The sequence below is a fragment of the Shewanella sp. POL2 genome, from assembly GCF_000282755.1.
Lineage (GTDB): Bacteria > Pseudomonadota > Gammaproteobacteria > Enterobacterales > Shewanellaceae > Shewanella > Shewanella xiamenensis.
In genome coordinates, this window is record NZ_AKZL01000009.1 from 1 (window position 1) to 26,560 (window position 26,560).

Annotated in this window: 17 protein-coding genes, 3 tRNA genes and 2 pseudogenes; 7 read left to right on the plus strand and 15 right to left on the minus strand. The window is 46.3% G+C overall.

Annotated features, from left to right (window positions below; all coding sequences use genetic code 11):
- The 5 genes and pseudogenes from SHEWPOL2_RS03600 to thrA all read right to left on the minus strand — a co-directional run.
- Positions 1 to 1,208: pseudogene (locus SHEWPOL2_RS03600) on the minus strand (PD40 domain-containing protein); the annotation flags it as partial.
- Between the two features lie 195 nt (positions 1,209 to 1,403).
- The gene (locus tag SHEWPOL2_RS03605; protein ID WP_037426186.1) at positions 1,404 to 2,288 is read right to left on the minus strand and encodes a transporter substrate-binding domain-containing protein; all 885 of its coding nucleotides are present in this window, start codon (positions 2,286 to 2,288) and stop codon (positions 1,404 to 1,406) included.
- Positions 2,289 to 2,828: 540 nt separating this feature from the next.
- Complete coding sequence (gene thrC / locus SHEWPOL2_RS03610) at positions 2,829 to 4,112, minus strand: threonine synthase (protein ID WP_037426188.1); 1,284 nt, start codon at positions 4,110 to 4,112, stop codon at positions 2,829 to 2,831.
- A gap of 58 nt (positions 4,113 to 4,170) precedes the next feature.
- Positions 4,171 to 5,109 carry a homoserine kinase gene (gene thrB, locus SHEWPOL2_RS03615; RefSeq protein ID WP_037426190.1) on the minus strand — a complete coding sequence of 313 codons (939 nt, stop codon included), beginning with the start codon at positions 5,107 to 5,109 and terminating at the stop codon, positions 4,171 to 4,173.
- Entirely contained in the window at positions 5,106 to 7,574 is a 2,469-nt protein-coding gene (gene thrA, locus SHEWPOL2_RS03620; protein WP_037426192.1) for a bifunctional aspartate kinase/homoserine dehydrogenase I, read from the minus strand. Before thrA ends, thrB begins: the two co-directional genes overlap by 4 nt.
- A 643-nt stretch (positions 7,575 to 8,217) precedes the next feature.
- Here thrA and slyD point away from each other — a divergent pair.
- Positions 8,218 to 8,880: a peptidylprolyl isomerase gene (gene slyD / locus SHEWPOL2_RS03630; RefSeq protein ID WP_037420923.1), complete on the plus strand. Its 663-nt coding sequence runs from the start codon at positions 8,218 to 8,220 to the stop codon at positions 8,878 to 8,880.
- Positions 8,881 to 9,072: 192 nt separating this feature from the next.
- A complete protein-coding gene (locus tag SHEWPOL2_RS03635) occupies positions 9,073 to 9,450 on the plus strand; it encodes a hypothetical protein (protein WP_037420926.1) in 378 nt (125 codons plus the stop codon).
- A 31-nt stretch (positions 9,451 to 9,481) separates the two neighbouring features.
- Here SHEWPOL2_RS03635 and trpR read toward each other — a convergent pair whose 3' ends face one another.
- Positions 9,482 to 9,757, minus strand: a complete 276-nt coding sequence (trpR, locus tag SHEWPOL2_RS03640) for a trp operon repressor (RefSeq protein WP_011073277.1) — start codon at positions 9,755 to 9,757, stop codon at positions 9,482 to 9,484.
- 189 nt (positions 9,758 to 9,946) lie between these two features.
- Between trpR and SHEWPOL2_RS03645 the strand changes: the two genes are divergently transcribed.
- Entirely contained in the window at positions 9,947 to 10,396 is a 450-nt protein-coding gene (locus SHEWPOL2_RS03645; protein WP_037420929.1) for a cytochrome c, read from the plus strand.
- A 61-nt stretch (positions 10,397 to 10,457) separates the two neighbouring features.
- Here the strand turns inward: SHEWPOL2_RS03645 and SHEWPOL2_RS03650 are convergent, their stop codons facing one another.
- Positions 10,458 to 11,147: a cytochrome b/b6 domain-containing protein gene (locus SHEWPOL2_RS03650; protein WP_037426194.1), complete on the minus strand. Its 690-nt coding sequence runs from the start codon at positions 11,145 to 11,147 to the stop codon at positions 10,458 to 10,460.
- A 297-nt stretch (positions 11,148 to 11,444) separates the two neighbouring features.
- Here SHEWPOL2_RS03650 and raiA point away from each other — a divergent pair, with 297 nt between their 5' ends.
- The 3 genes from raiA to SHEWPOL2_RS03665 all read left to right on the plus strand — a co-directional run bounded on the left by raiA (position 11,445) and on the right by SHEWPOL2_RS03665 (position 16,328).
- A complete protein-coding gene (raiA, locus tag SHEWPOL2_RS03655; RefSeq protein ID WP_037420938.1) occupies positions 11,445 to 11,801 on the plus strand; it encodes a ribosome-associated translation inhibitor RaiA in 357 nt (118 codons plus the stop codon).
- Between the two features lie 1,170 nt (positions 11,802 to 12,971).
- Positions 12,972 to 13,436 carry a DNA polymerase III subunit chi gene (locus SHEWPOL2_RS03660; RefSeq protein ID WP_037426197.1) on the plus strand — a complete coding sequence of 155 codons (465 nt, stop codon included), beginning with the start codon at positions 12,972 to 12,974 and terminating at the stop codon, positions 13,434 to 13,436.
- A gap of 15 nt (positions 13,437 to 13,451) precedes the next feature.
- On the plus strand, positions 13,452 to 16,328 hold the full coding sequence (locus SHEWPOL2_RS03665; protein ID WP_037426198.1) for a valine--tRNA ligase: 2,877 nt from the start codon (positions 13,452 to 13,454) through the stop codon (positions 16,326 to 16,328).
- A 407-nt stretch (positions 16,329 to 16,735) separates the two neighbouring features.
- Here SHEWPOL2_RS03665 and SHEWPOL2_RS03670 read toward each other — a convergent pair.
- The 8 genes and pseudogenes from SHEWPOL2_RS03670 to recA form a co-directional block, all read right to left on the minus strand.
- Positions 16,736 to 16,812, minus strand: a tRNA-Arg gene (locus tag SHEWPOL2_RS03670).
- A gap of 82 nt (positions 16,813 to 16,894) precedes the next feature.
- Positions 16,895 to 16,971 (minus strand) — tRNA-Arg (locus SHEWPOL2_RS03675).
- 20 nt (positions 16,972 to 16,991) lie between these two features.
- Positions 16,992 to 17,083: transfer RNA gene (locus SHEWPOL2_RS03680), tRNA-Ser, on the minus strand.
- A 203-nt stretch (positions 17,084 to 17,286) separates the two neighbouring features.
- A complete protein-coding gene (gene csrA, locus SHEWPOL2_RS03685) occupies positions 17,287 to 17,484 on the minus strand; it encodes a carbon storage regulator CsrA (RefSeq protein WP_006082602.1) in 198 nt (65 codons plus the stop codon).
- A 118-nt stretch (positions 17,485 to 17,602) separates the two neighbouring features.
- Positions 17,603 to 18,859 (minus strand): aspartate kinase, encoded by a 1,257-nt coding sequence (locus SHEWPOL2_RS03690; protein WP_037426201.1) that lies wholly within the window; start codon positions 18,857 to 18,859, stop codon positions 17,603 to 17,605.
- A 9-nt stretch (positions 18,860 to 18,868) separates the two neighbouring features.
- Positions 18,869 to 21,492, minus strand: a pseudogene (gene alaS, locus SHEWPOL2_RS03695) (alanine--tRNA ligase).
- A gap of 554 nt (positions 21,493 to 22,046) precedes the next feature.
- Positions 22,047 to 22,457, minus strand: a complete 411-nt coding sequence (locus tag SHEWPOL2_RS03700) for a regulatory protein RecX (protein ID WP_037426204.1) — start codon at positions 22,455 to 22,457, stop codon at positions 22,047 to 22,049.
- A gap of 74 nt (positions 22,458 to 22,531) precedes the next feature.
- Positions 22,532 to 23,605: a recombinase RecA gene (recA, locus tag SHEWPOL2_RS03705; RefSeq protein ID WP_037420979.1), complete on the minus strand. Its 1,074-nt coding sequence runs from the start codon at positions 23,603 to 23,605 to the stop codon at positions 22,532 to 22,534.
- Between the two features lie 382 nt (positions 23,606 to 23,987).
- Here recA and mutS point away from each other — a divergent pair, with 382 nt between their 5' ends.
- On the plus strand, positions 23,988 to 26,558 hold the full coding sequence (gene mutS / locus SHEWPOL2_RS03710; RefSeq protein WP_037426206.1) for a DNA mismatch repair protein MutS: 2,571 nt from the start codon (positions 23,988 to 23,990) through the stop codon (positions 26,556 to 26,558).
- The last annotated feature ends 2 nt before the right edge of the window (positions 26,559 to 26,560 follow it).

Here is a 26,560-nt window from a genome sequence, read left to right on the forward strand (position 1 = left end):
AAAGTATGACCATCTTTAGTAAGCTGTTTAGCACCACTGCTACCATCGGCAGGAAATTGCCAAATTTCCTGTTGGCCGCTCATATCGCTGATGGCGTAAACCGACTTGCCGTCCTGACTCAGAATGGCATTGCGTACACGATAAGTGCCAGGAAGCGCGACTTGCACTAACCGCGAGCCATCAGTCCCAGCAATCGCCACATGACTGCGGGCGGTAATCACCACTTTATCGCCAGCAAGGGCAAGATTAGCGGAGGTCGCATAATCCATCGGATCTTTTACCCAATGTTCGCGACGTTGGGCAAAATCGGAGGTTAATTCAATATCTAATAATGAGTCTTTGGCGGAGGCGATATCAAAAACATGAATATCTGCGCCCTGCTGGAACACCACTTTGCCTTGATCCATACGGGCAGCGCGCATTTGCCAATCTTTATACTGAGTCAACTGTTTAGCATCACTGCCATCAAGCGCCATTGACCAGAGATTGTCATTACCATCGCTATCGCTAATAAAATAGAGTCTGTCTTGCCATAGCATAGGTTGGCGGACCGAGCCTTGGTGCTGCTTGCTAAGTAATTGTGCCTCGTCTTTACCACCCAGTTTAAAGCGCCATAATTCGCCCTTAGCACCGCCGCGATATACCTTTGCATTATCGCCCGTCACCTGCAGGCCGAAACGGGTAAAATAAACATACTGATTATTGGCATCGATCACCCCTTCCACCGCATCGGCTAAGGGCAGATCGGTTGTGGTTAAGCTCTCGGGATTGACAAGACGCAGCATCCAATTATTCGCTGGGCCAAAGCCAGTGTCGGTGGAATAAAGCACCTCTCCTTTACTGGTCCACCCTTGCACGCGCACTCGGCTGTTTTCGAAACTCACGCGTTTGGCCACACCACCAGCCACAGGTATCACATAAACCTCACTCGCGCCCTCATAATTGGCCACATAAGCCACCCATTTACCATCGGCAGAGATGGCTGCGCCGAGCTCTTCAGCAGGCAAGGTAGTTAAGCGCGTCGCCGCCTTTTGGCCTAGGGTTTGCGTCCACAGGTCCCCTTCAGCGGTAAACACTAAGGTCTGGTCATGCAACGCTGGCGCGCGGTAATAACCTTGATTGCTAGTCGATTGTGCTGCAAATACCTGTGCTGCAGACAAAGTGCCAAGGGCGAGCATGCAGCAGGCAACGGAGTGACGAAGTTTCATGTGTAATCTCTATCCTATTGTTATTGTTAGCAATGGACTTTCTAGTGGGCAAAATTCACCAATAATGACCCAAAGTCTAACCCAGTAACCCAACAAGCTAGCAGAAATTGATAGAGAGAGCAGTAACTTAAAATAAGAGATGTTTTAGCAAATGTGTCATAGACTTATCATTTTGCATACTCATTAGAATAGCGCTTATCTTGCTATATCAAACGTTAATAACCCAGCATACAAGCGATAAAATAGGCCATATTGATTGCTGATTTTCGATTGCTGTGCCAGCGAAATTTGCTGCCACTTATAGACAATTCGCGCAATTTCACCATTGATTGTTAACGCCTTAATGGCACGATTAAATTGCGCTAACTGTAGGGGAGACATACTCTGCTTACTAAGCATTAAGTGTATCGGATTATGGTCCAATATCGGTTTAAGTGCTGATAACCTGATCCCTTGGTGTTGACTAGCAATATAGGGCATCGCTATAGCATCCCCAATCATCAGATCCGCTCTGTCATAAGTGAGCATTTGCACTGATTTGTCGACATCAGGACTCAGTATCAATAAGTTTTCCAGTGCTAAACGTTCTCGAGTGTTCTCATAATCGGCACCATACCAACCACTGATTGGCACTAATAGCCGCAACTTTTGAGTAAAAATATCCTGCCATCGTTCTAACTTAACATTGTCTTTGTTTTCATCTAATACGAATAAGCGCACTTCTTCATCACGGTAGGGATCTGAAAAAAATGAATATTCTTCACGCTCGACGGTTTTTGTAGCACCCATCATTATATCTAGTGAGCCACTTTTCAGCATTTGATGTGAACGCTTCGCTGGGACATTGATAAAGTTAATCTCACATCCCAAAAACTCAGCAAACGCACGCAGTAATTCAACATCCAGTCCTTGAGCCTCCCCCTGCATATCTTGCCAGGCATAGGGAGGCCAATCGTTATAACCGACTTTAATGGGATTCGAACAAGCGGAAGAATTCGCCTCGGATGGAACACTCCAAGCGGGGAAAATAAAAATACATAACAGCAAGATATGGCTAAACTGAAAAATGCACTTTGGCATTATCGTTGCCCCGTCGCGAGTTATTCTTCGATGATTTTACGGCTTAATACTCAGTTTTTACGGCTTAATGCTATGTAAGTTACTACGGCTTATTTATGACTCGATCTAAGCTTAGTCGGCATCCCAACTTGATGCCATCAAGTTGCTCAGTACAGTCCATTGGTCGAACTAGCGTGAACAATAATAAAAACATCTATACAAAAGGAGTCAAACGACTCCCTTTGTATTTCATCTAGTTAGTATTTATCGTCGTTTACAAGATTAGGGCGTGTTGACGTTTCAGGGTTATTTTTGCAGCAATTAGGCTAATGTTTATGCAAGGCAAAGTCCGTGCTGTGTAGCATTCTACGTAAACGGACGATAACGCTGCAGAAACTTCAGCCAAGTGCTGCCCAAAGGGTTCGTCTGGCAGGCACTTGCTCTTTGTCACTTGTCACTTGTCACTCGCCATTTGAGTAGAATAACTACACTTCATTCCTCGCTTCGTGAGCATGAGCTTGCCAGAACGAACAAAATTTAATCTCGAAACGTCAACACGCCCTAGTTTAATACCGCAAATAAATGGTTTTTTAGCTGGGCAAAATCAGCTGGTAATTCAGCCGATAATATTGTTTTGTGCTCTACCACTTTTAATTCAGGCGGCAGAGGTAAGTTAAGGGCAAGCTCCCTATCAACCACATCCTTAAACTTAGCGGGATGGGCTGTGCCTAAAAAGATCCCCACTTCGTCAGGCACTAAATTCAGAGTTAACGCTTTAGCCGCAATTGCTGCATGGGGCTCAGACACATAACCCTTTGCATGTAACTCCGCCAGCGCCTCCGAAGTTTGCGCTTCCGACAGGCGAATCCCCACTAGGTCCGCCAATGGCCAACCGAGTTTCTCGCAAATGGCCTCGACGCGCGGCCAGTTACTTGGCTCACTGACATCCATCGCATTGGACATAGTTGCTTGAGTAGGATTAGGCTGCCAATCACCGCTCTCTAAATAGCGTGGCACAGTGTCATTCGCATTAGTAGCAGCAATAAAACGTTTAACCGGTAAGCCCATGGCTTTGGCAAACAAGCCTGCGGTGAGATTACCAAAATTACCACTGGGCACCGCAATTACAGGGTCTGCTTCATGGCGCTGTTTCGACTGAGCAACCGCTTCAAAGTAATAACAAATCTGTGCAAGTAAGCGGCTGATATTGATTGAATTTGCCGAGTTTAAATGCAAACCATCTCGTACATCGCTATCTTCAAAAGCCTGTTTGACCAAATGCTGGCATGCATCGAAGTCTGACGCCACCGCGACTGTGTGGATGTTCTCACCTAAAGTAGTGAACATTTTTTCCTGTAATTCACTGATTTTGCCCTTAGGATAAAGCACCACAACATTGACTTTATCAAGACCGTAAAAGGCATCGGCCACCGCCGCCCCAGTATCCCCTGATGTTGCCGTTAAAATGGTTAAGCGCGAGTCTTGAGCAAAGACATTGATGCATTGCGCCATAAAACGCGCCCCAAAATCCTTAAATGCTAAGGTGGGCCCATGGAAGAGTTCAAGGCACGAGCGCTGCTCATCGACCGCCACTAAGGGTAAATCAAAGTTAAAGGCACGCTCAACCAGTTGATCTACCGCGTCTTGCCCGAGCTCAGAGGCGAGCCAAGCACCGAGTACTTTTTTACTACGCTCGACAAAAGGCATCGCTAAAAGCGCCTCAATATCATGCAACACCGGGATTTGAGTTGGGAAAAACAGCCCTCTGTCTTTACCGAGTCCTAATTGCACCGCCTCTTTAAAGCTCACTGTCTGCGAAGGGTGTTTTAAATTATATAGTTCCATGCTCACTCGACCTTATTAGTGCCCAGCCTTTTAGGGCTAATGCGTTAAAAGTAAAAAATTAATCTACCCTGCGCGTACCTAGCTCATCGAGGCGGCAAACATGGGCAAAGCCGCCCGCCTCGGTCAGATAATTGGCCTCTAACCATGCTTTGGCAGCATTGGCGGTGGCGAGATCGTCGGTCACCGAAAACAGGGTTGGCCCGCTACCGGAAATACCTGTGGTTAACATGCCTAATTCGGCGAGTGCTGCTCTGGCATTGTCATAACCCGGAATCGCCGCTGCGCGGTAAGGTTCGGCTAGCACATCCTTTAATACTTGAATCGCAAGCTGGGCATTTTGCTGATAAGAGGCATGTACAAAAGCACTTAAATAACGGCCAAAATCGATGACCACAGACTTATCGTATTGTTCTGGCATGAGTTTACGCATCATGGCCGTAGAGAGTGAAATCCCGGGGTACGCCACCACCCAATACCATTGTTTAAAACTGGGGATCGCCTCGCAGATAGCACCAGGCACATTGAGCATCAGCTGCATGCCGCCTAAATAACAGGGTGCAACGTTATCGTAATGCACACTACCGCTGATCTTGCCCTCAAACTCACCCATCAGCTCAAGCAGTGCTTGCTTATCGTAGGGGCGACCAAAATGTTCGTTCAGCGCGTAAAGCGCTGCAACCACAGAGCTGGCACTCGAGCCTAAGCCACTGCCGACGGGCAAGTTTTTCTCTAGGGTTAATGCCACACCTTGGTTTTCTTTCCCAAGGGCTTTTAAGAAAAACACCGCGCATTGATGGACGATATTCTCCTCGGGATTGCTGGGTAACTTATGCGCCCACGCTCCCACTTGAGTGAGGCTCACCCCAGCATCCGCTGCAGCAATCGTGACTCTATCGCCCAGTAAACTGCCATCGATGGGCGCAAGTGCTGCGCCCAATAAATCAAAACCCACACCCACATTACCCATAGAGGCGGGAGCGTAAACGGTCAAACTCATACACTCACCTCACGAGTCCAATTTAAGGTTCTTAATACATCGGCAAAGGCACCTGCCGCAGTCACTTCTGTGCCCGCACCATAACCACGTAGCACAAAGGGAATCGGCTGATAATAACGGCTGTAGAATGCCAAGGCATTTTCACCGCCTTTTACGCTATAAAGTGGATCGGTAGCATCGACTTCGGTGATACGCACATAGCACGCGCCTTCTTCAATCTGCCCCACATAACGCAGCACTTTACCCTGCGCTTTCGCCTCAGCCACTCGCGCCGCAATCGCCGCATCAGCCTCGGGTAAACGCGCCATAAAACTTTCCACATCGCCTGAATCATCAAAACCTACGGGTAAGACTGAGTCGACAACAATATCATTTAGTTCAAGTTTCAAACCCACTTCACGGGCCAAAATCAGTACCTTACGCGCCACATCCATGCCACTTAAATCATCGCGAGGATCAGGTTCAGTAAAGCATTTTTCCCGCGCCAGTTTAGTCGCCTCAGAAAGTGACATCCCCTCATCGAGTTTACCGAAGATAAAGGATAAGGAGCCTGACAAAATGCCATTAAACTTGTGCAATTTATCACCGGCGAATAACAGTTTTTTCAAGTTATCGATAACGGGTAATCCTGCGCCCACGTTGGTCTCATACAGAAACTGCCGACGTTGCTTTAATGCTGTTTGACGCAAAGCTTGGTAATAGGCGTAATCGCGAGTGTTAGCCTTTTTATTCGGCGTCACCACGTGCATGCCCGCGTTCATCACCTCTAAATACTGGTTCGATACTTGATCGCTTGAAGTACAATCCACCAGCACAGGGTTTAATAACTGTTGCTCTTTCACCCACGCCAATAGCGCATGTATATCGCTTGGCTGCTGGCTATCGGCAAGCAGGTTTTGCCAATTGTTTAAATCGATACCTGCACTATCGAGTAACATCTTGCTTGAATTCACGATACCGCAGACACGGATGCTAATGTGCTGCTCTTTTAGCACGCTCGCCTGTTGTTTGATCTGCTCCAGTAAGCCTGCGCCAACGTTACCGCAACCCACTAAAAACACATCTAAATACTGCTGCACATCGAAAAAGCCCTGATGACAGGCGGCAACCGCATGTTTGGTCTTACGCTGTTCGATCACAGTTGAAATAGAACGTTCAGAAGAGCCTTGGGCAATCGCGATAATATTCACACTCGCCTGTGCTAATGCTTGGAAAAACCGCGCCGCCACACCTTTATGGGTACGCATGCCATCGCCAATTAACGAGACAATGGCTAAGTCATGGCGCATTGCAATCGGTTCTAGCAAGTCACTTTTAATTTCTAACTCAAACTCTTGCTCAAGCGCCGATTTCACCTTGGCGGACTCACTGGTCGCCACACAAAAGCTGATGCTGTATTCACAAGAACTCTGGGTGATGAGTGACACGGAAACACCACTACGGGAAATTGCCGCCAGCGTGCGGCTCGCCATGCCGACCATGCCCTTCATGCCGGGGCCTGATACATCAAACATGGTTTGATTATCCAGATTAGAAATGGCCTTCACCTGCAAACCGCTTTCATCGGCCTGATTCGATACTAGAGTACCTGGCGCATCGGGGTTAAAACTGTTCTTGATATAACAGGGAATATGAAACTGGGCGATAGGTGCAATGGTTTTAGGATGCAGCACCTTAGCCCCAAAATAAGACAGCTCCATCGCCTCTTGATAACTGAGCTGTGACAACAATTTAGCATCGGTGACAACCCGAGGATCGGTGTTGTATACGCCGTCAACGTCGGTCCAGATCTCACAACTTGAAGCATCTAAACAAGCGGCCAGCACGGCAGCGGAATAGTCAGAACCGTTACGGCCTAAGGTCACGACCTTGCCGTCTTCATCGGCGGCAGTAAAGCCGGGCATCACCCAAACCCGTTTTTCATTGAGGGCAAGATTTTTGAATCGCGGTTTACTGACGGCAATATCCACCACAGATTCGAGCGGACGACCACGGCCTAAAAACAGCTCACGCGGATCTAGCTGCGCCGAAGTGATGCCTTTTGCCAGCATGACTTGCTCCATCAAAGCAGCAGACAAACGCTCACCCGCAACAACGATCTCGGCGCGTACTCCGTCAGGGCATTCCTGCAGCAGCGTAATGCCGCGTAATCTGTCCTGCCAACGCGCAAGCTGCGCACTCAGTCCGGCGAACAACACTTCGCTTTGACTGCTCGAGAGTCCAGAACTGACCGCATCCTGATAGAGCGAAGTAAACACCCGCTCAACATGTTGAATGACTGGCGAATAATCTTCCCCTTTCACCGCCACATCGACCATTTCTAGCAGAGCGTTTGTCACTGTTGCAGGCGCAGAGAGCACTGTCGCGACCGGCTCAGCTTTCGCTGCCTTGGCAACAATATCCGCCGCCATTGAAAATCGCTGCCAATTTGCAAGCGAGGTACCACCAAATTTCATCACTTTCATCTTGATCTCCTGTACCGCGCCCGACTAAGAAACATAAGCTAAAAACAAAAAAGCCCGCTTCTTTGTGGGAAGCGGGCTCGTCGTTAAAATTCTTTAGGGTGTATCAGCCCGCCCCCACTCTGGTTGTAGTGGTGGTTGTAATAATGGTAATTACTACGAAACCAAGGCTATGCATACGTTTAGACTTATCTATGTCAATGTGATGTTAAACAGAATTGCCTTTTTCACCTAACCTTGTCAACCCCCAAACTGGATTATTTATGCACAAATCTTTCACTTGAGTAAATTAGTGATTCAAGATTAATAAATATCAAGTTTTCATAGGCTAAAAATACGTTTTCATCAATACAAAACTGTTTACGTAAACGTAATGCCAGACAATTACACTCAATTTAACCTATTAAAAAATAAATAATTTATAATGATATTTTTTCATCATTCGAAAATTAAAGCATTTCAGTCTATTTCCGCACATAACAAAGGGCAACTCATAAAAAACCACAATTCATATTTTGTATCGTCTTAAATCTCAGTAAATCGAACTCACAAAAAGCTGTGCGATATCTAACATAAGCAACTTCAAATTATCGCCAGCACCCTAAAAGCGCGTTATTATGCGCGCACATTCCGAACCGGAGGCGATATGAAGATCACCCAACACAGCGCGGTAACCATTCATTACCGTTTATCAGATCAAGAAGGCAGACTTTTAGAAGACTCTTTTGATGCCGAACCAATGTTGTATCTGCATGGTACAGAAAACCTAATCCCAGGATTAGAAGCCGCATTAGAAGGTAAAATTAAGGGCGAAAAACTGGACGTGACGATCAGTGCCGAAGAGGCCTATGGTCCGTACCATGATGGCCTTCGCCAGGCAGTACCATTAGAAGCATTCGGTGATATCGAAGACATCGTGCCAGGTATGCGCTTTATTGCAGAAACCGAAATGGGCCAGCGTCCAGTTCAAGTCATCGAAGTTAAAGATGATGTTGTGATTGTTGATGGCAACCATCCATTAGCAGGCCAAGCACTCAGCTTTAGCATTGAAGTCATCGATGTACGTGAAGCGACAGCTGAAGAAATTGCCCATGGGCATATTCATGCACACGGCGGATGTGGCAGTCATGGACACAGCCATGAACATGACCATGGCGGCGGATGCTGTGGTGGCTCAGGTCATGATGTTGGTGGTTGCTGCGGGGGTTCTGATGACCATGGGCATCACCACCATGACCATGATCACGAAGCTTGTGACACACCTAAAGCGGGATGCGATGGCAACGGTGGCTGCGGCTGTCGCGGCTAATGTAGGTTCACAAGCCTAATAGCCCTCCCAGAGGAGCTGATAAAAAAGCACTTCCTTAAATAAGGAGGTGCTTTTTTTATCGCCAAATGATTATAATCAGCAGGTAAATAGGGAAGTTTAAAATCAAACAGCATTTTCAGCTAAAAAAACAATATTTTCAAATCGATATAAACATCACGCAACGGAGTGCATATGTTAGCAAAACCAGTATATGAAGTTTTACCCTTTGGCTATATGGTACTAGGCTGTTTAAGCTTTATGCTGCTAGAACCTGATTATGCGCTGATTGCTGCTCTTGTTGTGTTTGTTTTGGGCGCCAGAATTTACAATTTACGTTCTCAAAATCGCCGAACCGATCCTGTAAAACGTCGAAAATCTGGATATCTACCTAAGACAATTTACGATTTATTGCCTTTTATTTATCTCTTTTCTGCCTTAGCTATTTTTAAATTTTTCCCTAAAAATCTTTATCCTTTGTTGGCCATTATGTTACTCAGTTATAGTTTTTATATTCTCGTTAGACGCTCCATCCACCGCCGACATAAAATACCGACAACTCCCCAGTTTTAATCAAATATCTAGTCTAATGGAGACCCAATAATTAACTGATAAGCTGTTGGATTTTATCCCTATGGCTAGGTGCCATATTCTTTAAATAGTTAGAACAACGGGTAATAGTCGCAATACTCACCTGATACTCGGCAGCAATTTGTCTCTGGCTCATTTCTCCATTTAGCAATAGCTGGAAGACTTTTAGCCGACCGGCAATAGCGCTGCGCTCTTCCTCGGTCAGCAATAAATGAAACAATACCGACAGCTCTTCATAATTCCCATGGCTCAAAATTTTTTCTAATACTAAGTCCCAATTGGCTCGCATAATCGCCCCATAAGTATTGTTTAAGCATTACAACGGCAGTTTAGCAGATTTACTCTACCGGCAAATAACTTGTTACGTTTATCCCTCTTATCTAGACAAAAACTGACAAATTTGCTTCTAGTACATTGAGTTAATTTGTGTACAATAGCAGAGCAATGTCACACTTCGACGCTAATTTGTGAGAATACGATGAAAAAATTACTCCTAACTCTCGTTGCCGGTACCTTATTGGCTTCAACTGCTCAAGCACACAATTTTGAAGATGCAAAAGATGCGATTCAATATCGCCAATCTGGATTCAGCTTAATTGCTTATAACTTTGGTGATATGGGCGCCATGATGAAAGGTAAAAAGCCTTTCGATGCTGAAACCTTTGCGATGCGCGCAAAAAATGTCGCTGCGCTTTCACACATCCCTTTCGAAGGCTTTATTGAAGGTTCAGATAAAGGCGATACCGAAGCCCTAGCCAAAGTATGGCAAGACAAGGCTGACTTTGACGCTAAGATGAAAACCTTCCAAGAAAATGCTGCAATTTTAGCGACTGTTGCTCAGAAAGGTGACCAAGCTGAAATCAAGCAAGCCTTTATGGATACTGGCAAGAGCTGTAAAGGCTGCCATGACGTTTACAAAAAAGATTAATGTTCTCGTAATCTCTTGTAAAAAGCCTGCAATATGCAGGCTTTTTACTCCTGAGCATCCGCTAAAGCACTTGCACTACAGGCCACATCAAATAAGTAAATACAAGCCCTGCGATGATTAGCAGCAGGATTAATGCCAGCCACAGTGATTTAAAAACCAACTGAGACTCTAACTTTGCGTACTCAAGCTTAGATACACGCTTGTAACCGCTAACCATCGCACCTACTAACTTGTCACCTTTAAGCGCGTGCACAATAACTGCCAACACATGCACGGCAGTTAAGGCCAAGATCAGGTTAAAATTCATCTTATGTAACCAAGTGAGAAACGAACCTGTATCAGCACTCACATAGCTGTATAGCGGACCTTCGGTAAACACATCATCGGTAGCAAACAGTCCAGTGATTAGCTGTAAGCTAATAATGGCAATCAACACAATTACCATATAACCGCCCATCGGATTATGTCCTAATACCACAGACACGCCCTTTGTTCGAACTTCGTTTAAATACTCAAACACAACCCTAGGGTGGTGCACGAAGTGGCTAAATCTGGCTGTATCACTGCCAATTAAGCCCCACAAAAGACGAAAGCCAATCAAGATCAACAGACTATAAGCAAAGATCTGGTGCCATTGCATTTCGCCCACTTCGGCGCTCCACCACAATAAGGCCATTAGGGCCACCATGCCCCAGTGAAAAAAGCGTATGGGTAAATCCCAGACCTTAACTTTGATATGTTCGGTTTCCATAATACCTGCCACTCGACGAAACAATGAAATAAGTGAAGGTATTTTATCGGGATCTAATGAAAAACTTAAAGTAAAGATAGGTAAATGATAGGAAAGACTGCGGAGTTATCCCATCAAATATGGCCTGTTCTGATAGCCAATACAAGCCTTTTCGGCTAAGAATCACCGAGATTTGTCTAAGCGATCAAATATCCAACGAACAGTATCTAACCGGACAAAATATGTGATTTAGATCTCGTTTTTAAAGGTGTAGATTGGTAATCTGAAACTGAAGAAAATAAATAGAAGGTTCGACATATGCTAAAGATTACGAGCAAGCAATTAGAAGTAACTGCCCCAATCCGTGAACGCATTGAAAGCCGTTTGGAGAAACTTTCTAGACATGATGTGCAGTTGATTAATCCCCATGTCATTATTACCGAGGAGAAACCTGGTTTCAAAATTGAAGCGTCGGTTGGCATCCCAAATGGAGAACTTTTTGCTCAAGCTAAACACGATAATCTTTATGCAGCTATCACTGCTATGGGTCAAAAATTAGAGAAGCAACTTAATCGTTTAACCCACAAACCTGAAGCACAACGTTTTACATCCATTGCTCATCCCGAAGAGGCTATTAATGTCGAGGATGATTACGAGGAGGAAGATGCAGCTTAAGTTACTCGATGTTAGTGCGAGACCACATCACTTCGAGAGCATAAAAGTAGATAAGGTTTAATAGGTCACATTTTTTAGCAAAAGTTTGATAGGCTATCCTAATGGCCAGTAAAAAGAGTGTGAAGCTTTAAATAACTACTACACTTTACTAAGTGACAGCAGAATCGAAGTGATGTGAATTTCAGCTTAATAGCATTTAATACCACCACAAGAAGGAGTACGCCGCCATACAAAACTCACACTCAAAAACAGTGACACAGGTAGTCACATAAAGCATTAAAGCAGCCACATAAATTCGGTAACGCCAAGCTGTAATGTTTATGCGTTTCCCATCTGATTATCAAATGAGATGAGAGGTTACTAAAAGTACAAACCGATGACCAAAAACTAACGACAAATGCACTAAGGGGTGTTAACTCACGAGTCGATCATTAAGGAGTAACCTACTACATCATATTGCCAGTTTAAGTCTTACACACTCTTCAAGCCCAAATGTAACAACCAAGAGGAGGACGTTAGCAATAGAGCCACATAGGTACCATGAAAGGCCACTTTAGGTGAATTAGCTTCTTAACAGTCAAACAATATGAGGAGGTTAATAGCGTTATCGGTAATATGAGCAAGTGGGCATATTACAAATAGTGAGTAAAAAGAATTTAGATAACACGGAACAAGGCGAGCTGCTTAACAGCAAAATACCCAGTACCTTTTTGAGTACTAACTATCGGCCAGATTTCTTTATCTATGTTCTAAAGTGTAATCGTAAGTGAAAATGTAAGCGAAAGTTGTAAGTTGAAAAATGAGTTAACATGCTGAATAAACAAATCTAATGCAATATCTGTTTGTTTATTCACAAAGCGTCAATGAATCCTTTAATAACAATGCTCAATAACCTAGGAGGAATAGTTTGTTTGACCAGTCTTTCAACCAGCGCACCTTCGGGTGCGCTTTGCTTTTATACTCGATAGTCGTTCAACCATTTATATAAGCACTTAGTATTAAGCTTGTTCTCAAATTGGTGAACATTTCGCACAGTAACTGTTTAAGTGAGACACCTGTCCCCCGTAGCTTAATCTACCGCTAAAAACCCCAGAGCGAAGCGTTAACCCAGCTCGAGTTTTAGTGTAGACTTACCCGTTCGTCCATAACTCAAAGCAAGGCATTGAAATCATGACTCAAGCGCTGTTTTATCTACTGCCGCCGATGGGCGTGAACACGGCCTTTAGTGACATGTATCAATTGGCTTGCCGCTTGGCCCAACAGGGATTTATAAACCAGCAGCAGGTCTATATTCACTGTCAGGACAAGAACATCGCCTTCAAAATCGACGAGTTACTATGGCAGTTTGAACCCAGTGCATTTGTCCCCCATAACCTCAAAGGTGAAGGCCCAACCACGGGTTCCCCCGTTGAAATCGGTTTTGATCGACTTGGACCTAACAAAAGTCGTCAACTTCTGATTAATCTTGCAGACCAAGTACCGCCATTTGCGGTAAACTTTGGTCAAATCTTCGATTTTGTAGCTAATGACGACCAACATAAGGCGATAGCACGTGAACGCTACCGCCAATATCGTGGCTTAGGGATTGAATTAACAACCCAAAATTTAGCAACACATCCACTTAATTTAGCTTGAGACAGATACGTTCCCATGGAAAAAACATACGATCCTCAGTCCATTGAGCAGACTCTTTACCAAAACTGGGAAGAGCAAGGTTACTTTAAGCCCCACGGCGATGCCTCACAGGGCAACTATTGCATCATGATCCCACCGCCCAATGTGACGGGCAGTCTGCACATGGGTCACGCTTTCCAAGATACCATCATGGATACCCTGATCCGCTACCAACGTATGAAGGGTAAAAACACCCTGTGGCAAGTCGGTACTGACCATGCGGGTATTGCGACTCAAATGCTGGTTGAGCGTAAGCTTGAAGCCGAAGAAGGCAAGAGCCGCCATGATCTTGGCCGCGATGCTTTTATGGAAAAAGTCTGGGAATGGAAAGCGCAATCGGGCGGCACCATCACTAAGCAGCTACGTCGTATGGGCGCCTCTGTGGATTGGGACCGTGAGCGTTTTACCATGGACGAAGGCTTGTCTAAAGCCGTTCAAGAAGTGTTTGTCCGTCTCTATGAAGATGATTTGATTTACCGTGGTAAACGCTTAGTAAACTGGGATCCCAAGCTGCATACCGCGATTTCTGATCTCGAAGTGGAAAACAAAGAAAAGCAAGGCCACATGTGGCATCTGCGTTATCCATTAGCCGATGGCGAACTGACTGCTGACGGTAAAGATTACCTCGAAGTCGCCACCACGCGTCCAGAAACTATGTTAGGCGATAGCGCGGTTGCAGTTCATCCAGACGATGAGCGTTATCAAGCACTGATCGGCAAATTTATTCTGCTGCCTATCGTTAATCGTCGCATCCCAATCGTTGCCGATGACTATGTGGACATGGCTTTTGGTACAGGTTGCGTGAAAATCACCCCTGCCCACGACTTTAATGACTATGAAGTTGGTAAGCGCCATAAGCTGCCCATGTTCAACGTGTTGACCTTAGATGCGGCCATTCGCGCATCAGCCGAAGTCGTCAATACCGATGGCACCATCAACACCACCTTAGATGGCAGCCTACCTGAGCGTTTCGCAGGTTTAGATCGTTTCAAAGCCCGTGATGCAATCGTGGCAGAGTTTGAAACCTTAGGTCTGCTCGAAAAAATCGCGCCACACAGCCTAAAAGTGCCCTACGGTGACCGCTCAGGCGTAGTTATTGAGCCGATGCTGACCGACCAATGGTACGTTGCCGTTGCGCCTATGGCGAAAACTGCCATCGAAGCCGTTGAAAATGGCGATATTAAGTTTGTGCCGCAGCAGTACGAAAACATGTACTTCTCTTGGATGCGCGACATTCAAGATTGGTGTATCTCTCGCCAATTATGGTGGGGTCACCGCATCCCCGCTTGGTACGATGCGAACGGTAAAGTTTATGTGGGCCGCACCGAAGCTGAAGTGCGTGCTAAGCACAATATCGATGATGCTATCGCCCTGCGCCAAGATGAAGACGTACTGGATACTTGGTTCAGCTCTGCCCTGTGGACATTCTCGACCTTAGGCTGGCCTGACAATATTGAAGATTTAAAAACCTTCCACCCGACCGATGTGCTGGTCACGGGTTTTGACATCATCTTCTTCTGGGTTGCCCGTATGATCATGATGACCATGCACTTCATCAAAGATGAAGACGGTAAGCCACAGGTACCATTTAAAACCGTTTATGTGACTGGTCTTATCCGCGATGAAGCGGGTAACAAGATGTCAAAATCTAAGGGCAACGTACTTGACCCATTAGATATGATCGACGGTATCGATTTAGAAGCCCTCGTTGAAAAACGCACTGGCAACATGATGCAACCTCAACTAGCCGCCAAGATCGAAAAGAGCACCCGTAAAGAATTTGAAAATGGTATCGAAGCCCACGGTACTGATGCCCTGCGCTTTACCCTAGCGGCAATGGCCTCAACTGGCCGTGATATCAACTGGGACATGAAGCGTTTGGACGGTTACCGCAGCTTCTGTAACAAGCTTTGGAACGCGTCACGTTACGTGCTCATGAATACCGAAGGCCAAGATTGCGGCCCGAACTCACCGGATTACCAAGGCGGTGAGATGGAACTGTCACTGGCGGATCGCTGGATCATCGGTTTATTCAACCAAACCGTAAAAACCTACGACGACCACATGGCAAACTACCGCTTCGACCTTGCGGCTAACACGCTGTATGAGTTCACTTGGAACCAGTTCTGCGATTGGTACTTAGAGTTAACTAAGCCAGTGCTGCAAAACGGCAATGAAGCGCAAATGCGTGGCACCCGCCATACACTGGTCAATGTGTTAGAAGCGATGCAACGTCTGATGCACCCAATGATGCCGTACATCACTGAAACCATCTGGCAACGCGTTAAACCACTGACAGGCGCCCAAGGCGACACCATCATGCTGGCACCATTCCCAAGCTATGATGCTGCCAAAGTAGATGCGACCGCGATGGCCGATCTCGAGTGGGTTAAGCAAGTCATTGTTGCGGTTCGTAATATCCGTGCAGAGCTCAATATAGCGCCTTCTAAGCCATTAAATGCCCTACTGCGTGGCGTGAGTGCCCAAGACAAAGCCCGTGTTGAAGCTAACCAAGCCTTCTTCACAACGCTTGCGCGCTTAGAAAGTATGACAATTCTTGGTGAAGGTGAAACGGCGCCAATGTCGACCACAGGTCTGATTGGCGAAATGGAATTATTAATTCCGATGGCAGGTCTGGTGGATGTAGCGGCCGAAATGGCTCGTATCGACAAGCAGCTTGAAAAGCTGACTCAAGAGATTGCCCGTATCGAAGGTAAATTATCCAATGAAGGCTTCGTGGCAAAAGCACCGCCAGCCGTCATTGATAAAGAGCGCGCTAAGATGGCCGATCTCAGCCGTGATATGGACAAACTAAAAGAGCAAAAAGCCGAGTTTGCTAAGCTAGAAGCCTAATCACGACATCTACGCTAAAAAGGGCTGTATTTTACAGCCCTTTTTATTTCCCCTGTTCCATCCTAAATCGCGTTAACACTCTTCAAACCTCTCTCAGAACTCGCCCCCCTAAGACCCAAAGAAGCTCATCGATCCCTTGTTCCATGCTTATCTCCCCTTCTCTCTTTTACGGCAGATATTGCTAGCCCATTGCTATCTCTTTATCACACGTAAAATAGCAAGCCAGAGCGATAAACATCATCGCTTAAGGCGTTGGCATTTCAACAAGCATAACGTGGCGTAAAAGACGGGCTATCAATGCGTAAAGCTCAACAAGAGATAAGGATTGAAGCAATATAATCCAGAAAAATCCCATAAAAAAAGCCCTGCAATTGCTTGCAAGGCTTATCTAAATCTAACTAAGTAGATGGTGCGCGTGGAAGGATTCGAACCTCCGACCGCCTGGTTCGTAGCCAGGTACTCTATCCAGCTGAGCTACACGCGCTTAAAACACTTACTTGAAGCACTAATTACAAAATTTCGTCTGAAATTCAAACCTGATGAGTTAAACATAACTGATGCAGAAATGGTGCGCATGGAAGGAGTCGAACCTCCGACCGCCTGGTTCGTAGCCAGGTACTCTATCCAGCTGAGCTACACGCGCAGTTTTTTATTTGTAAGAAATGGCGGAGAAGGAGGGATTCGAACCCTCGATGGGAGATAAAGCCCATACTCCCTTAGCAGGGGAGCGCCTTCGGCCACTCGGCCACCTCTCCGTTTTCTTGGCGCACATATTACTGTTTGACGAAAATAAGTCAAACCCTTTTTCTGAAACCGATTCCATTTGAACTGTTTTTAATCACATTGCGGTTATATCAAGCCAATGTGTTGATTTACGCCAATCTTTCGGTTTCAAAAATAAAAAAGTCAGTTTAAAAACTGACTTTTTTATCTGACTAATACTCGCATAAGCTTCGTATTAAAAGTTACCGCCTTCTGAAGGCGTACCTGATTTTTCAGATTGAATGCGTTGATAGATTTCTTCACGGTGAACAGAAACCTCTTTCGGTGCATTCACACCGATACGCACTTGATTGCCTTTTACCCCTAGCACTGTAACTGTGACTTCATCACCAATCATCAGTGTTTCGCCAACACGACGAGTCAAAATCAGCATTCGATAGCTCCTTTATGTCTTAATTCAGCTTACACACGGCACTCATCCGGTAGATGGGCTTATTATAGGGTCAGCTGAGTACAAATTAATAGTATTCAATACTCAAACAGTTATTTAATTACACCTTATTTAGCTCGAATGCGTGATGCAACGCTCGAACTGCCTTGTGTAAGTCCCTTTCATCGATCACAGTTGACAATTTACTCTCCGATGTCGAAAGTAACTTAGCATGGATTGTTTCGTTACCCAATACATCTAACATCTTAGTCAATAATCCAACTTTTGCCTGTAAACCTTTGCCAACTAAGGACACTTTTGCACGTTGACGCTCAACATTCAATTGGCCTAGATCAAGACTTTCGCTTAAAACTTCAAGCTCATGCAATAAAACATCCACTTTCGTCTCGGCCAACATAAAGCTGACAGACTCCGCTGGTGACGTTTCATTCAATTTCAAAGGAGTAATAAACTCAACGTCTATCTCAAGCCGAGCCAAACAGGCTAATAAGGCTTGATAACGCTCACTGCTGGTAAATAACCCTTCAATGCTCAAGGTTGCTAAGGCCTTATTGATCGCTATTCCTTGTACGGATGCGGGCATCGCAAGCTCAGACTCATCACCAAATTGAATTAATGTGCCCTGACCAGCTTCAAAACTCGACAACACCCGCAGCGGTACTTTAAACCGTTGTGCATATTCGACCGAGTCAGGATGAAGCACCTTAGCACCGAGCTTAGCCATTTCGAGCATGACATCAAAACCAATCACATCGAGACGTCTAGCACTGCTGTCGATATTAGGGTCTGTCGTAAAAACGCCTGGTACATCGGTAAATATTTGACACTCATCGGCTCTTAACGCCGCCGCTAGCGCCACAGCCGTCGTATCCGAACCACCACGACCTAAAGTGGTGACATCGCCATTAGGATCGATCCCTTGAAATCCTGCCACAATAGGCACGATGCCTTGTTCCAGCAAGGAGGTTAAGTACTCCGTATCAACACTTTCAATACTCGCCCGACCAAATTGGCTATTTGTATGGATTTGCACTTGATCGCCTGTCAGGGATCTTGCCTTAATACCGCGGCGTTGCAACGCCATCGCCATTAACGCAATACTGATTTGCTCACCCGTAGAGACAAGCATATCGAGTTCCCGCGCACTTGCGCGGGGATCGATTTGCGCCGCAAGCGCAAATAGCCTATTTGTCTCTCCTGCCATAGCAGAAAGGACCAATACTTGCAGCTCACCACTGTGAGCGGACTTTGCAATCTGCTCAGCAACCACTTCGATGCGTTCAATCGAACCCACCGAGGTGCCGCCAAACTTCTTCACAAAAAGCTTGCTACCACTAAGCTTTCGTTTTTCGAGCACAGCAACCTCTTAAGCTAAACGCTCAGTAATCCAAGGTAATACTTGAGATAGAGCCGCATCCAGATTTTCTGGTTGGCTACCACCCGCTTGAGCCATATCTGGGCGACCACCACCTTTACCGCCCACTTGTGCAGCAACCATAGCAACCAGTTCACCAGCTTTGACTTTACTAACTAAGTCATTGCTCACACCCGCGATAAGGTTCACTTTGCCTTCCTGAGCAACACCGAGCAGGATAACGGCAGATTTCAGCTTTTGCTTTAACTCATCTTGCAGGCCGCGCAGTGCACCCGCCTCAACGCCTTCCAGCTTCTTAATCAGCACGTTAACGCCATTAACCACAACCGCATCACCCGCTAAATCCGCACTCGCTGCCGCAGCTAACTTATCTTTCAGTTGCTGCATGTCTTTTTCAAGCTGCTTCATTTTATCCAGCTGGGCTTTAAGCTTGGTCACAACGGATTGAGTATCGCCTTTAAGTAGTGCTGCCGCTTCCTCAAGTTGTGCCTGTTGCTGTGCCACATAGGCCATCGCTGCCGCGCCGGTTACCGCTTCGATACGGCGAACGCCCGCAGCGATACCCCCTTCAGAGGTAATTTTGAACAGACCAATGTCACCGGTACGGCCAACATGGGTACCGCCACACAATTCGATAGAGAAATCGCCCATGGTGACAACACGCACCTGAGCATCGTACTTCTCACCAAAGAGTGCCATAGCGCCTTTTTCTTTGGCTTCATCAATCGCCATTTCAGCGACTTTCAGCTCATGGTTGCGGCGAATTTGGGTGTTAACTAACTCTTCAACCTGTTTCAGCTCAGCAGGTTTGACTGCTTCGAAATGAGAAAAGTCGAAACGTAAACGCTCAGGGTCAACTAACGAACCTTTTTGAGTAACGTGAGTACCCAACACTTGACGCAGCGCAGCATGTAATAAGTGAGTCACAGAGTGGTTTAACTGAGTGCGGTGACGTAGCTTTTTATCCACTTTCGCTTCAAGTATTTGACCAACGCTTAAGCTACCAGCCATTAAGGTCCCTTTGTGGCCTGAAGCTTGGCCAAACTTTTGCGTATCGCTAACAGCAAACTCAATACCTTGAGCCACTAATACGCCCTTGTCACCGACTTGGCCGCCCGATTCAGCATAAAAAGGCGTTACATCGAGCACCACTACGGCATCATCACCCGCATTGATTGCAGGAACTGACTCGCCGTTCAGGTAAAGCGCGGTGACTTTAGCATTGCCAGTAAGTTCTGAGTAACCACAGAATGCGGTTTCAGCATCGATCTTAAGTGCTGCGTTGTAATCGGCGCCGAAGTTACCCGCGGCTTGAGCACGGCTACGTTGTTCAGCCATCGCCGCTTCAAAGCCCGCTTCGTCGACGATAATGTTGCGCTCACGGCATACGTCAGCGGTTAAATCCACTGGGAAGCCATAGGTATCGTACAGTTTGAAGACTGTTTCACCGTCTAAGGTGTCGCCCTGCAATTCGTTTAACGCGCTATCCAGAATGCCTAAACCACGCTCAAGCGTACGGGCAAACTGTTCTCTTCAGCTTTAAGGGCTTTTTCAACAATCACTTGAGTATCGGCTAAACCTTTAGCGGCATCGCCCATCACTTCGATTAGCGTCGGAACTAACTTGTAGAAGAAGGCTTCAGTTGCCCCTAACTTGTTACCATGACGCACGGCACGGCGAATAATACGGCGCAGTACATAACCACGACCTTCGTTCGATGGCATCACACCATCTGCAACTAAGAAGGCGCATGAACGAATATGGTCGGCAATCACGCGCAGTGACTTGTTAGATAAGTCTGTCACGCCGATGATTTCGGCTGCTTTGGCGATCAAGGCGCGGAAAATATCGATTTCGTAGTTTGAATGAACCCCCTGCATAATCGCAGCGATACGCTCAATCCCCATACCAGTATCGACTGAAGGTTTTGGCAGCGGCAACATCTCACCAGAGGCTTGACGATTGTATTGCATGAATACGATGTTCCAAATTTCGATGAAACGATCGCCATCTTCCTCTGGGCTACCAGGACGTCCACCCCAAATGTGGTCGCCGTGATCATAGAAAATTTCGGTACAAGGGCCACAAGGACCAGTATCGCCCATTTGCCAGAAGTTATCTGAAGCATATGGCGCGCCCTTGTTATCACCGATACGGATGATATTCTCAGCAGCAACGCCAATCTTTTTATTCCAAATTTCAAAGGCTTCATCATCTGTTTGATAAACAGTTACACACAGACGATCCTTTGGTAGCTTCAATACTTCAGTCAGGAAGGTCCAACCAAAACGAATCGCATCTTCTTTGAAGTAATCACCAAAGCTGAAATTACCCAGCATTTCGAAGAAAGTATGGTGACGCGCGGTGTAACCAACGTTATCTAAATCGTTGTGTTTACCACCCGCACGGACGCAGCGTTGGGCAGTGGTCGCACGTGTATAGCTACGTTTGTCCATGCCAAGAAACACGTCCTTGAACTGGTTCATACCGGCGTTGGTGAATAAAAGCGTGGGATCATTGCCTGGTACAAGAGAACTACTGTCCACAACTTGGTGACCATTGCTGCGGAAAAATTCGAGGAAAGCACTTCTAAGCGCTGCTGTCGTTTGATACATGAAATCGTCCTGAATTGGGTAAGCATGACCAGCTACACCATAAGGTAGCCGTATTTCTATTTGCCCAGCATTATAAGCAGACTGAAGAAAGACGACCAGCCTTGAATAGCGATATCGCGCTTCGGAGTCTAATATTTTCGATGAGTTTTCATCTAATACAGGGCTTATCACAACAACCCAAGGTGAAAGTGGTGAAAAAGGACTAATTCTGTGAGGGAGATGAACTGAGTTAAGAATGATAAGCACAAACTTACCAGGGCAAGTTTATATGATTACATTAGGTCGTGTTGACGTTTCAGGGTTATTTTTGCAGCAGTTTGACTGGCTTTTATGCAAGGCAAAGTCCGTGCAGTGTAGTTATTCTACATAAACGGACGATAACGCGGCAGAAAAGCCAGCCAAATGCTACCCTAAGGGTTCGTCTGGCAAGCCCTTGCTCTTACTTTCTGTCATAAGAGCCGCTCGTCATTTGAGTAAACTACACATCATTCCTCGTTTCGCGAGCACGAACTTGCCAGAACGAACAAAATGTAATCTCGAAACGTCTACACGCCCTAGTCATCATTATCTTCCAAAGGATCATAATCTAAGGCATAGGTGACTTGTTCGTAATTAAAGCCTTGGCTCAGTAAAAACCGTACTCGTTTGGCTTTTTCTTTTGCAATTTGCTCGCGGGATAGTGAGCCTTTTACTTCAAGCACTTTAGGGACCGTATACTTTTTGATTGCTTTCGTTTTTGCCAACTCAAACCAATCATGCTCATTTGCAGATAAGGCAGCTTCGATACAATCTTTAGTAAGCCCCTTTTGAGCAATAGCTTGACGAATGCGTATTGGTCCATGACCACGGGCAATGTGGCTTCGAACGAGAAGCTCGGCATAGCGCTTATCATTGATAAATCCTGACGCTTCACAATCATCAAGCACAGGATCGATATCAGCGACCTCAAAGCCTTTTTCGAGCAGTTTTGTGCGGATTTCTTGGCGGGAATAATCGCGGCGCGCTAACAGCGCGACCGCAATTTGACGGGCAGACTGGCTCAGAATACTTCGCCTGTTTCTAAATCAATATTCCCCTCGATATTATCATCATCGGATGCTGATGATGCCAGTGCACTTGGGTTACTCAATAATAACTCACGCAATGTCTTATCGATTTCAGCGGCAATGGCTGGGTTTTCAGTCAAATATTTACCCGCATTGGCACGGCCTTGACCAATTTTATCGCCCTTGTAGCTATACCAAGCACCAGCTTTCTCAATCAGTTTATGGGCTACCCCTAAATCGACTAACTCGCCAGTACGGTTGATACCTTGACCGTAAAGGATTTGAAACTCAGCTTGCTTAAATGGTGCAGCCACTTTGTTTTTAACCACTTTGACACGAGTCTCGTTACCAACCACTTCATCGCCTTCTTTGATAGCACCAGTACGGCGAATATCTAAACGAACAGAAGCATAGAATTTCAGAGCATTACCACCCGTTGTGGTTTCTGGGTTACCAAACATCACACCAATCTTCATACGAATTTGGTTGATGAAGATTAACAGTGTATTCGATTGCTTGAGGTTACCCGCTAACTTACGCATCGCTTGGCTCATCATACGCGCCGCTAAGCCCATATGTGAGTCACCGATTTCGCCCTCAATTTCTGCCTTGGGTGTTAATGCCGCGACCGAGTCAACGATGATCACATCTACCGCGCCAGAACGGGTTAACGCATCACAGATCTCAAGAGCTTGTTCACCGGTATCGGGTTGTGAACACAATAAGTTATCAATATCTACGCCTAACTTTTTCGCGTAGATAGGATCGAGAGCGTGCTCCGCATCGATAAAGGCACAGGTTTTACCTTCGCGCTGAGCAGCGGCAATCACTTCTAATGTCAGAGTTGTTTTACCTGATGATTCAGGACCATAAATCTCAACAATACGGCCCATTGGTAGGCCGCCCGCACCGAGGGCAACGTCAAGGGAAAGAGAACCAGTAGAAATGGTCTCAACATCCATAGAGCGGTCTTCGCCCAGCTTCATGATGGAGCCTTTACCAAATTGCTTCTCAATTTGGCTCAATACTGCAGCAAGTGCTTTCTCTTTGTTTGGATCGACCTTCATTCCTATTCCCTCATCTAGACAGCATCAGTACTGTCAAAAGTGATATTCAATTTAATAAAGCGGGTGATCAAAAAGCGAGGCTCTTTGTCGTAATCTGCTGACTAGTATACTGTACAATCATACAGTATCAATACCTGTGAATGAATTATTTTTCAGTCAGAAAATTTTTCCATTTAGACAAGCTTTTACCCACCCATCCTGCAGATTTATCAAGATATCAGTGAATATCCACGCTTTGAGGATCAATTTTCTGTAAATTGTTGCTAAGATTGGCGCCAATTGATTTTAGACAGTAATAGTGCAAATCAACTGATTTTATCTCCCATTACTGTATGACTTTATTCCCTATTTCAGGGCCGGCATAGCGGACGATAACGATTTAATGAATCCTATAGATACCGATGATTTAGAAAAACATACCCCGATGATGCGTCAATATTTGACCATGAAAGCAGAGCATCACGACATGCTGCTGTTTTATCGTATGGGTGACTTCTATGAACTCTTCTATGATGACGCCAAACGAGCCTCTGAATTATTGGGCATTTCCCTTACGGCCCGAGGCAAAAGTGGTGGCGACCCGATCCCGATGGCGGGTATCCCTTACCATGCAGTTGAAGGCTATCTCGCAAAATTGGTTCAAATTGGCCAATCGGTTGCGATTTGCGAACAGATTGGCGATCCTGCCACCTCAAAAGGTCCGGTTGAGCGTAAAGTCGTACGCATTGTCACCCCAGGAACCTTAACCGATGAAGCGCTATTGCAGGAGCGGCAAGACAATCTGTTGGCCGCGGTTTATCAAGGCAAAGTGGGCTTTGGCTATGCGACTCTAGATGTGTCTTCTGGCCGTTTCGTGATTGCCGAATTAGAGACGAAGGAGTCCCTCGAAGCCGAGTTGCAACGTACGAATCCGGTCGAAATTCTTTATAGCGAAGATTTTGGTGCACTGGAGTTATTGCATCATTTTAAAGGCAAACGTCGCCGCCCTGAGTGGGAATTTGATTACGATACCAGTATCAAACTGCTGTTGGCCCAGTTTGGCACTAAGGATTTACACGGTTTCGGCATAACCGATGCTCGCCTATCGCTGCAAGCGGCAGGCTGCTTGATGCAGTACGTAAAAGACACCCAGCGCACCGCCCTGCCCCATATCAATGCTATTACCCGTTTTAATCAAACCGATACGATTGTCTTGGATGCGGCAACGCGCCGCAACCTCGAGCTGACACAAAATTTGAGTGGTGGTCGGGATAACACCCTAGCAGCCGTGCTCGACAATACTGCCACAGCCATGGGCAGCCGTATGTTACAACGCTGGATCCATCAGCCGTTGAGGGACCATGCACAGATTTTTGCTCGCCAAACGGCGGTCAATGAGTTGCTCGCGACCGCGGCCCATGAGTCATTGCATGAGCAGCTTAAAGCCCTAGGTGATATCGAACGTATCATGGCAAGACTGGCGCTTCGTACCGCTCGTCCACGGGATTTTGCCCGCCTACGCCAAGCATTAAACCTATTGCCTCAATTACAGCAATCATTAGCACAGTTAAGTGCTCCCCATACGGTGAAACTAGGTCAACTCTTAGGCGAGTTTCCCGAAGAGCAACAACTGCTTGAGCGCGCTATTGTCGATAACCCGCCCATGCTTATCCGTGATGGCGGCGTAATCCGTGAAGGCTACAATGCCGAATTAGACGAATGGCGTGGCTTAAGTGAAGGTGCCAGCGATTATCTAGTACAACTCGAAGCGCGGGAAAAAGAACGCACTGGCATTGCTACGCTGAAGGTAGGCTACAACCGAGTCCATGGTTACTACATTGAAGTCAGCCGTCTGCAATCACAGCAAGTGCCATTAAATTACCAACGCCGTCAAACCCTTAAGAATATGGAGCGTTATATCACGCCCGAGCTTAAGGAATATGAAGAAAAAGTGCTGTCGAGCCAAGGTAAGGCGCTCGCTCTTGAAAAACAACTGTGGGACGAATTGTTTGATTTAATCCTCCCCAAATTGCATGAGCTACAAGCCTTTGCCAGAGCAGCCGCCGAACTCGATGTGCTCAGTAACTTTGCCGAACGTGCCGAAACCTTAGGCTATACCTGCCCAGAACTGAGCAGCGAAATCGGGGTAAAAATTGAAGCGGGTCGTCACCCTGTGGTTGAGCGTGTGAGTCAAACGCCTTTTATCGCCAACCCTGTCACTCTGCACAATCAACGCCGGATGTTGATTGTTACAGGTCCAAACATGGGCGGTAAATCGACCTACATGCGTCAAGTTGCACTGATCACCCTAATGGCACACATTGGCAGCTTTGTACCCGCAGATCGCGCCATTATTGGTCCTATCGATCGAATTTTTACCCGTATTGGTGCCTCAGACGATCTCGCCTCAGGCCGTTCAACCTTTATGGTGGAAATGACTGAAACGGCCAATATTCTCCATAATGCCACTGCGCAGAGTTTAGTCTTGATGGATGAAATTGGTCGCGGCACATCAACCTACGATGGCCTGTCATTAGCCTGGTCTGCGGCTGAGTATTTAGCACAGCAAGTCGGCGCGATGACGCTGTTTGCGACCCATTATTTCGAGTTAACACAGTTACCGGAACTCATGGCTGGGGTCTATAACGTGCACCTCGATGCGATTGAGCACGAAGACACCATCGCCTTTATGCACGCGGTGCAAGAAGGTGCGGCCAGTAAGAGTTACGGTTTACAAGTTGCGGCCCTTGCTGGTGTACCAGCTCGGGTGATTAAGGCGGCAAAACATAAACTACATCAGCTTGAGAGTCGCGACCATCAAGTAGAGGGCACAAAGGCACCGATTCAAACCTTGTTAGCCCTGCCGGAGCCAGTGGAGAATCCGGCCATAAGCAAGTTAAAAGCCATCAATCCAGATAACCTGACCCCAAAACAGGCACTGGATTTACTCTATGAGCTTAAACGCTTGAGTTAAAT

What these genes read in the sequence shown, in the direction of transcription:
- SHEWPOL2_RS03605 (WP_037426186.1), bottom strand. Translation starts at nt 2,288, where the DNA reads ATGCCAAAGTGCATTTTTCAGTTTAGCCATATCTTGCTGTTATGTATT.
- thrC (WP_037426188.1), bottom strand. Translation starts at nt 4,112, where the DNA reads ATGGAACTATATAATTTAAAACACCCTTCGCAGACAGTGAGCTTTAAA.
- thrB (WP_037426190.1), bottom strand. Translation starts at nt 5,109, where the DNA reads ATGAGTTTGACCGTTTACGCTCCCGCCTCTATGGGTAATGTGGGTGTG.
- thrA (WP_037426192.1), bottom strand. Translation starts at nt 7,574, where the DNA reads ATGAAAGTGATGAAATTTGGTGGTACCTCGCTTGCAAATTGGCAGCGA.
- slyD (WP_037420923.1), top strand. Translation starts at nt 8,218, where the DNA reads ATGAAGATCACCCAACACAGCGCGGTAACCATTCATTACCGTTTATCA.
- SHEWPOL2_RS03635 (WP_037420926.1), top strand. Translation starts at nt 9,073, where the DNA reads ATGTTAGCAAAACCAGTATATGAAGTTTTACCCTTTGGCTATATGGTA.
- trpR (WP_011073277.1), bottom strand. Translation starts at nt 9,757, where the DNA reads ATGCGAGCCAATTGGGACTTAGTATTAGAAAAAATTTTGAGCCATGGG.
- SHEWPOL2_RS03645 (WP_037420929.1), top strand. Translation starts at nt 9,947, where the DNA reads ATGAAAAAATTACTCCTAACTCTCGTTGCCGGTACCTTATTGGCTTCA.
- SHEWPOL2_RS03650 (WP_037426194.1), bottom strand. Translation starts at nt 11,147, where the DNA reads ATGGAAACCGAACATATCAAAGTTAAGGTCTGGGATTTACCCATACGC.
- raiA (WP_037420938.1), top strand. Translation starts at nt 11,445, where the DNA reads ATGCTAAAGATTACGAGCAAGCAATTAGAAGTAACTGCCCCAATCCGT.
- SHEWPOL2_RS03660 (WP_037426197.1), top strand. Translation starts at nt 12,972, where the DNA reads ATGACTCAAGCGCTGTTTTATCTACTGCCGCCGATGGGCGTGAACACG.
- SHEWPOL2_RS03665 (WP_037426198.1), top strand. Translation starts at nt 13,452, where the DNA reads ATGGAAAAAACATACGATCCTCAGTCCATTGAGCAGACTCTTTACCAA.
- csrA (WP_006082602.1), bottom strand. Translation starts at nt 17,484, where the DNA reads ATGCTGATTTTGACTCGTCGTGTTGGCGAAACACTGATGATTGGTGAT.
- recA (WP_037420979.1), bottom strand. Translation starts at nt 23,605, where the DNA reads ATGAAGGTCGATCCAAACAAAGAGAAAGCACTTGCTGCAGTATTGAGC.
- mutS (WP_037426206.1), top strand. Translation starts at nt 23,988, where the DNA reads ATGAATCCTATAGATACCGATGATTTAGAAAAACATACCCCGATGATG.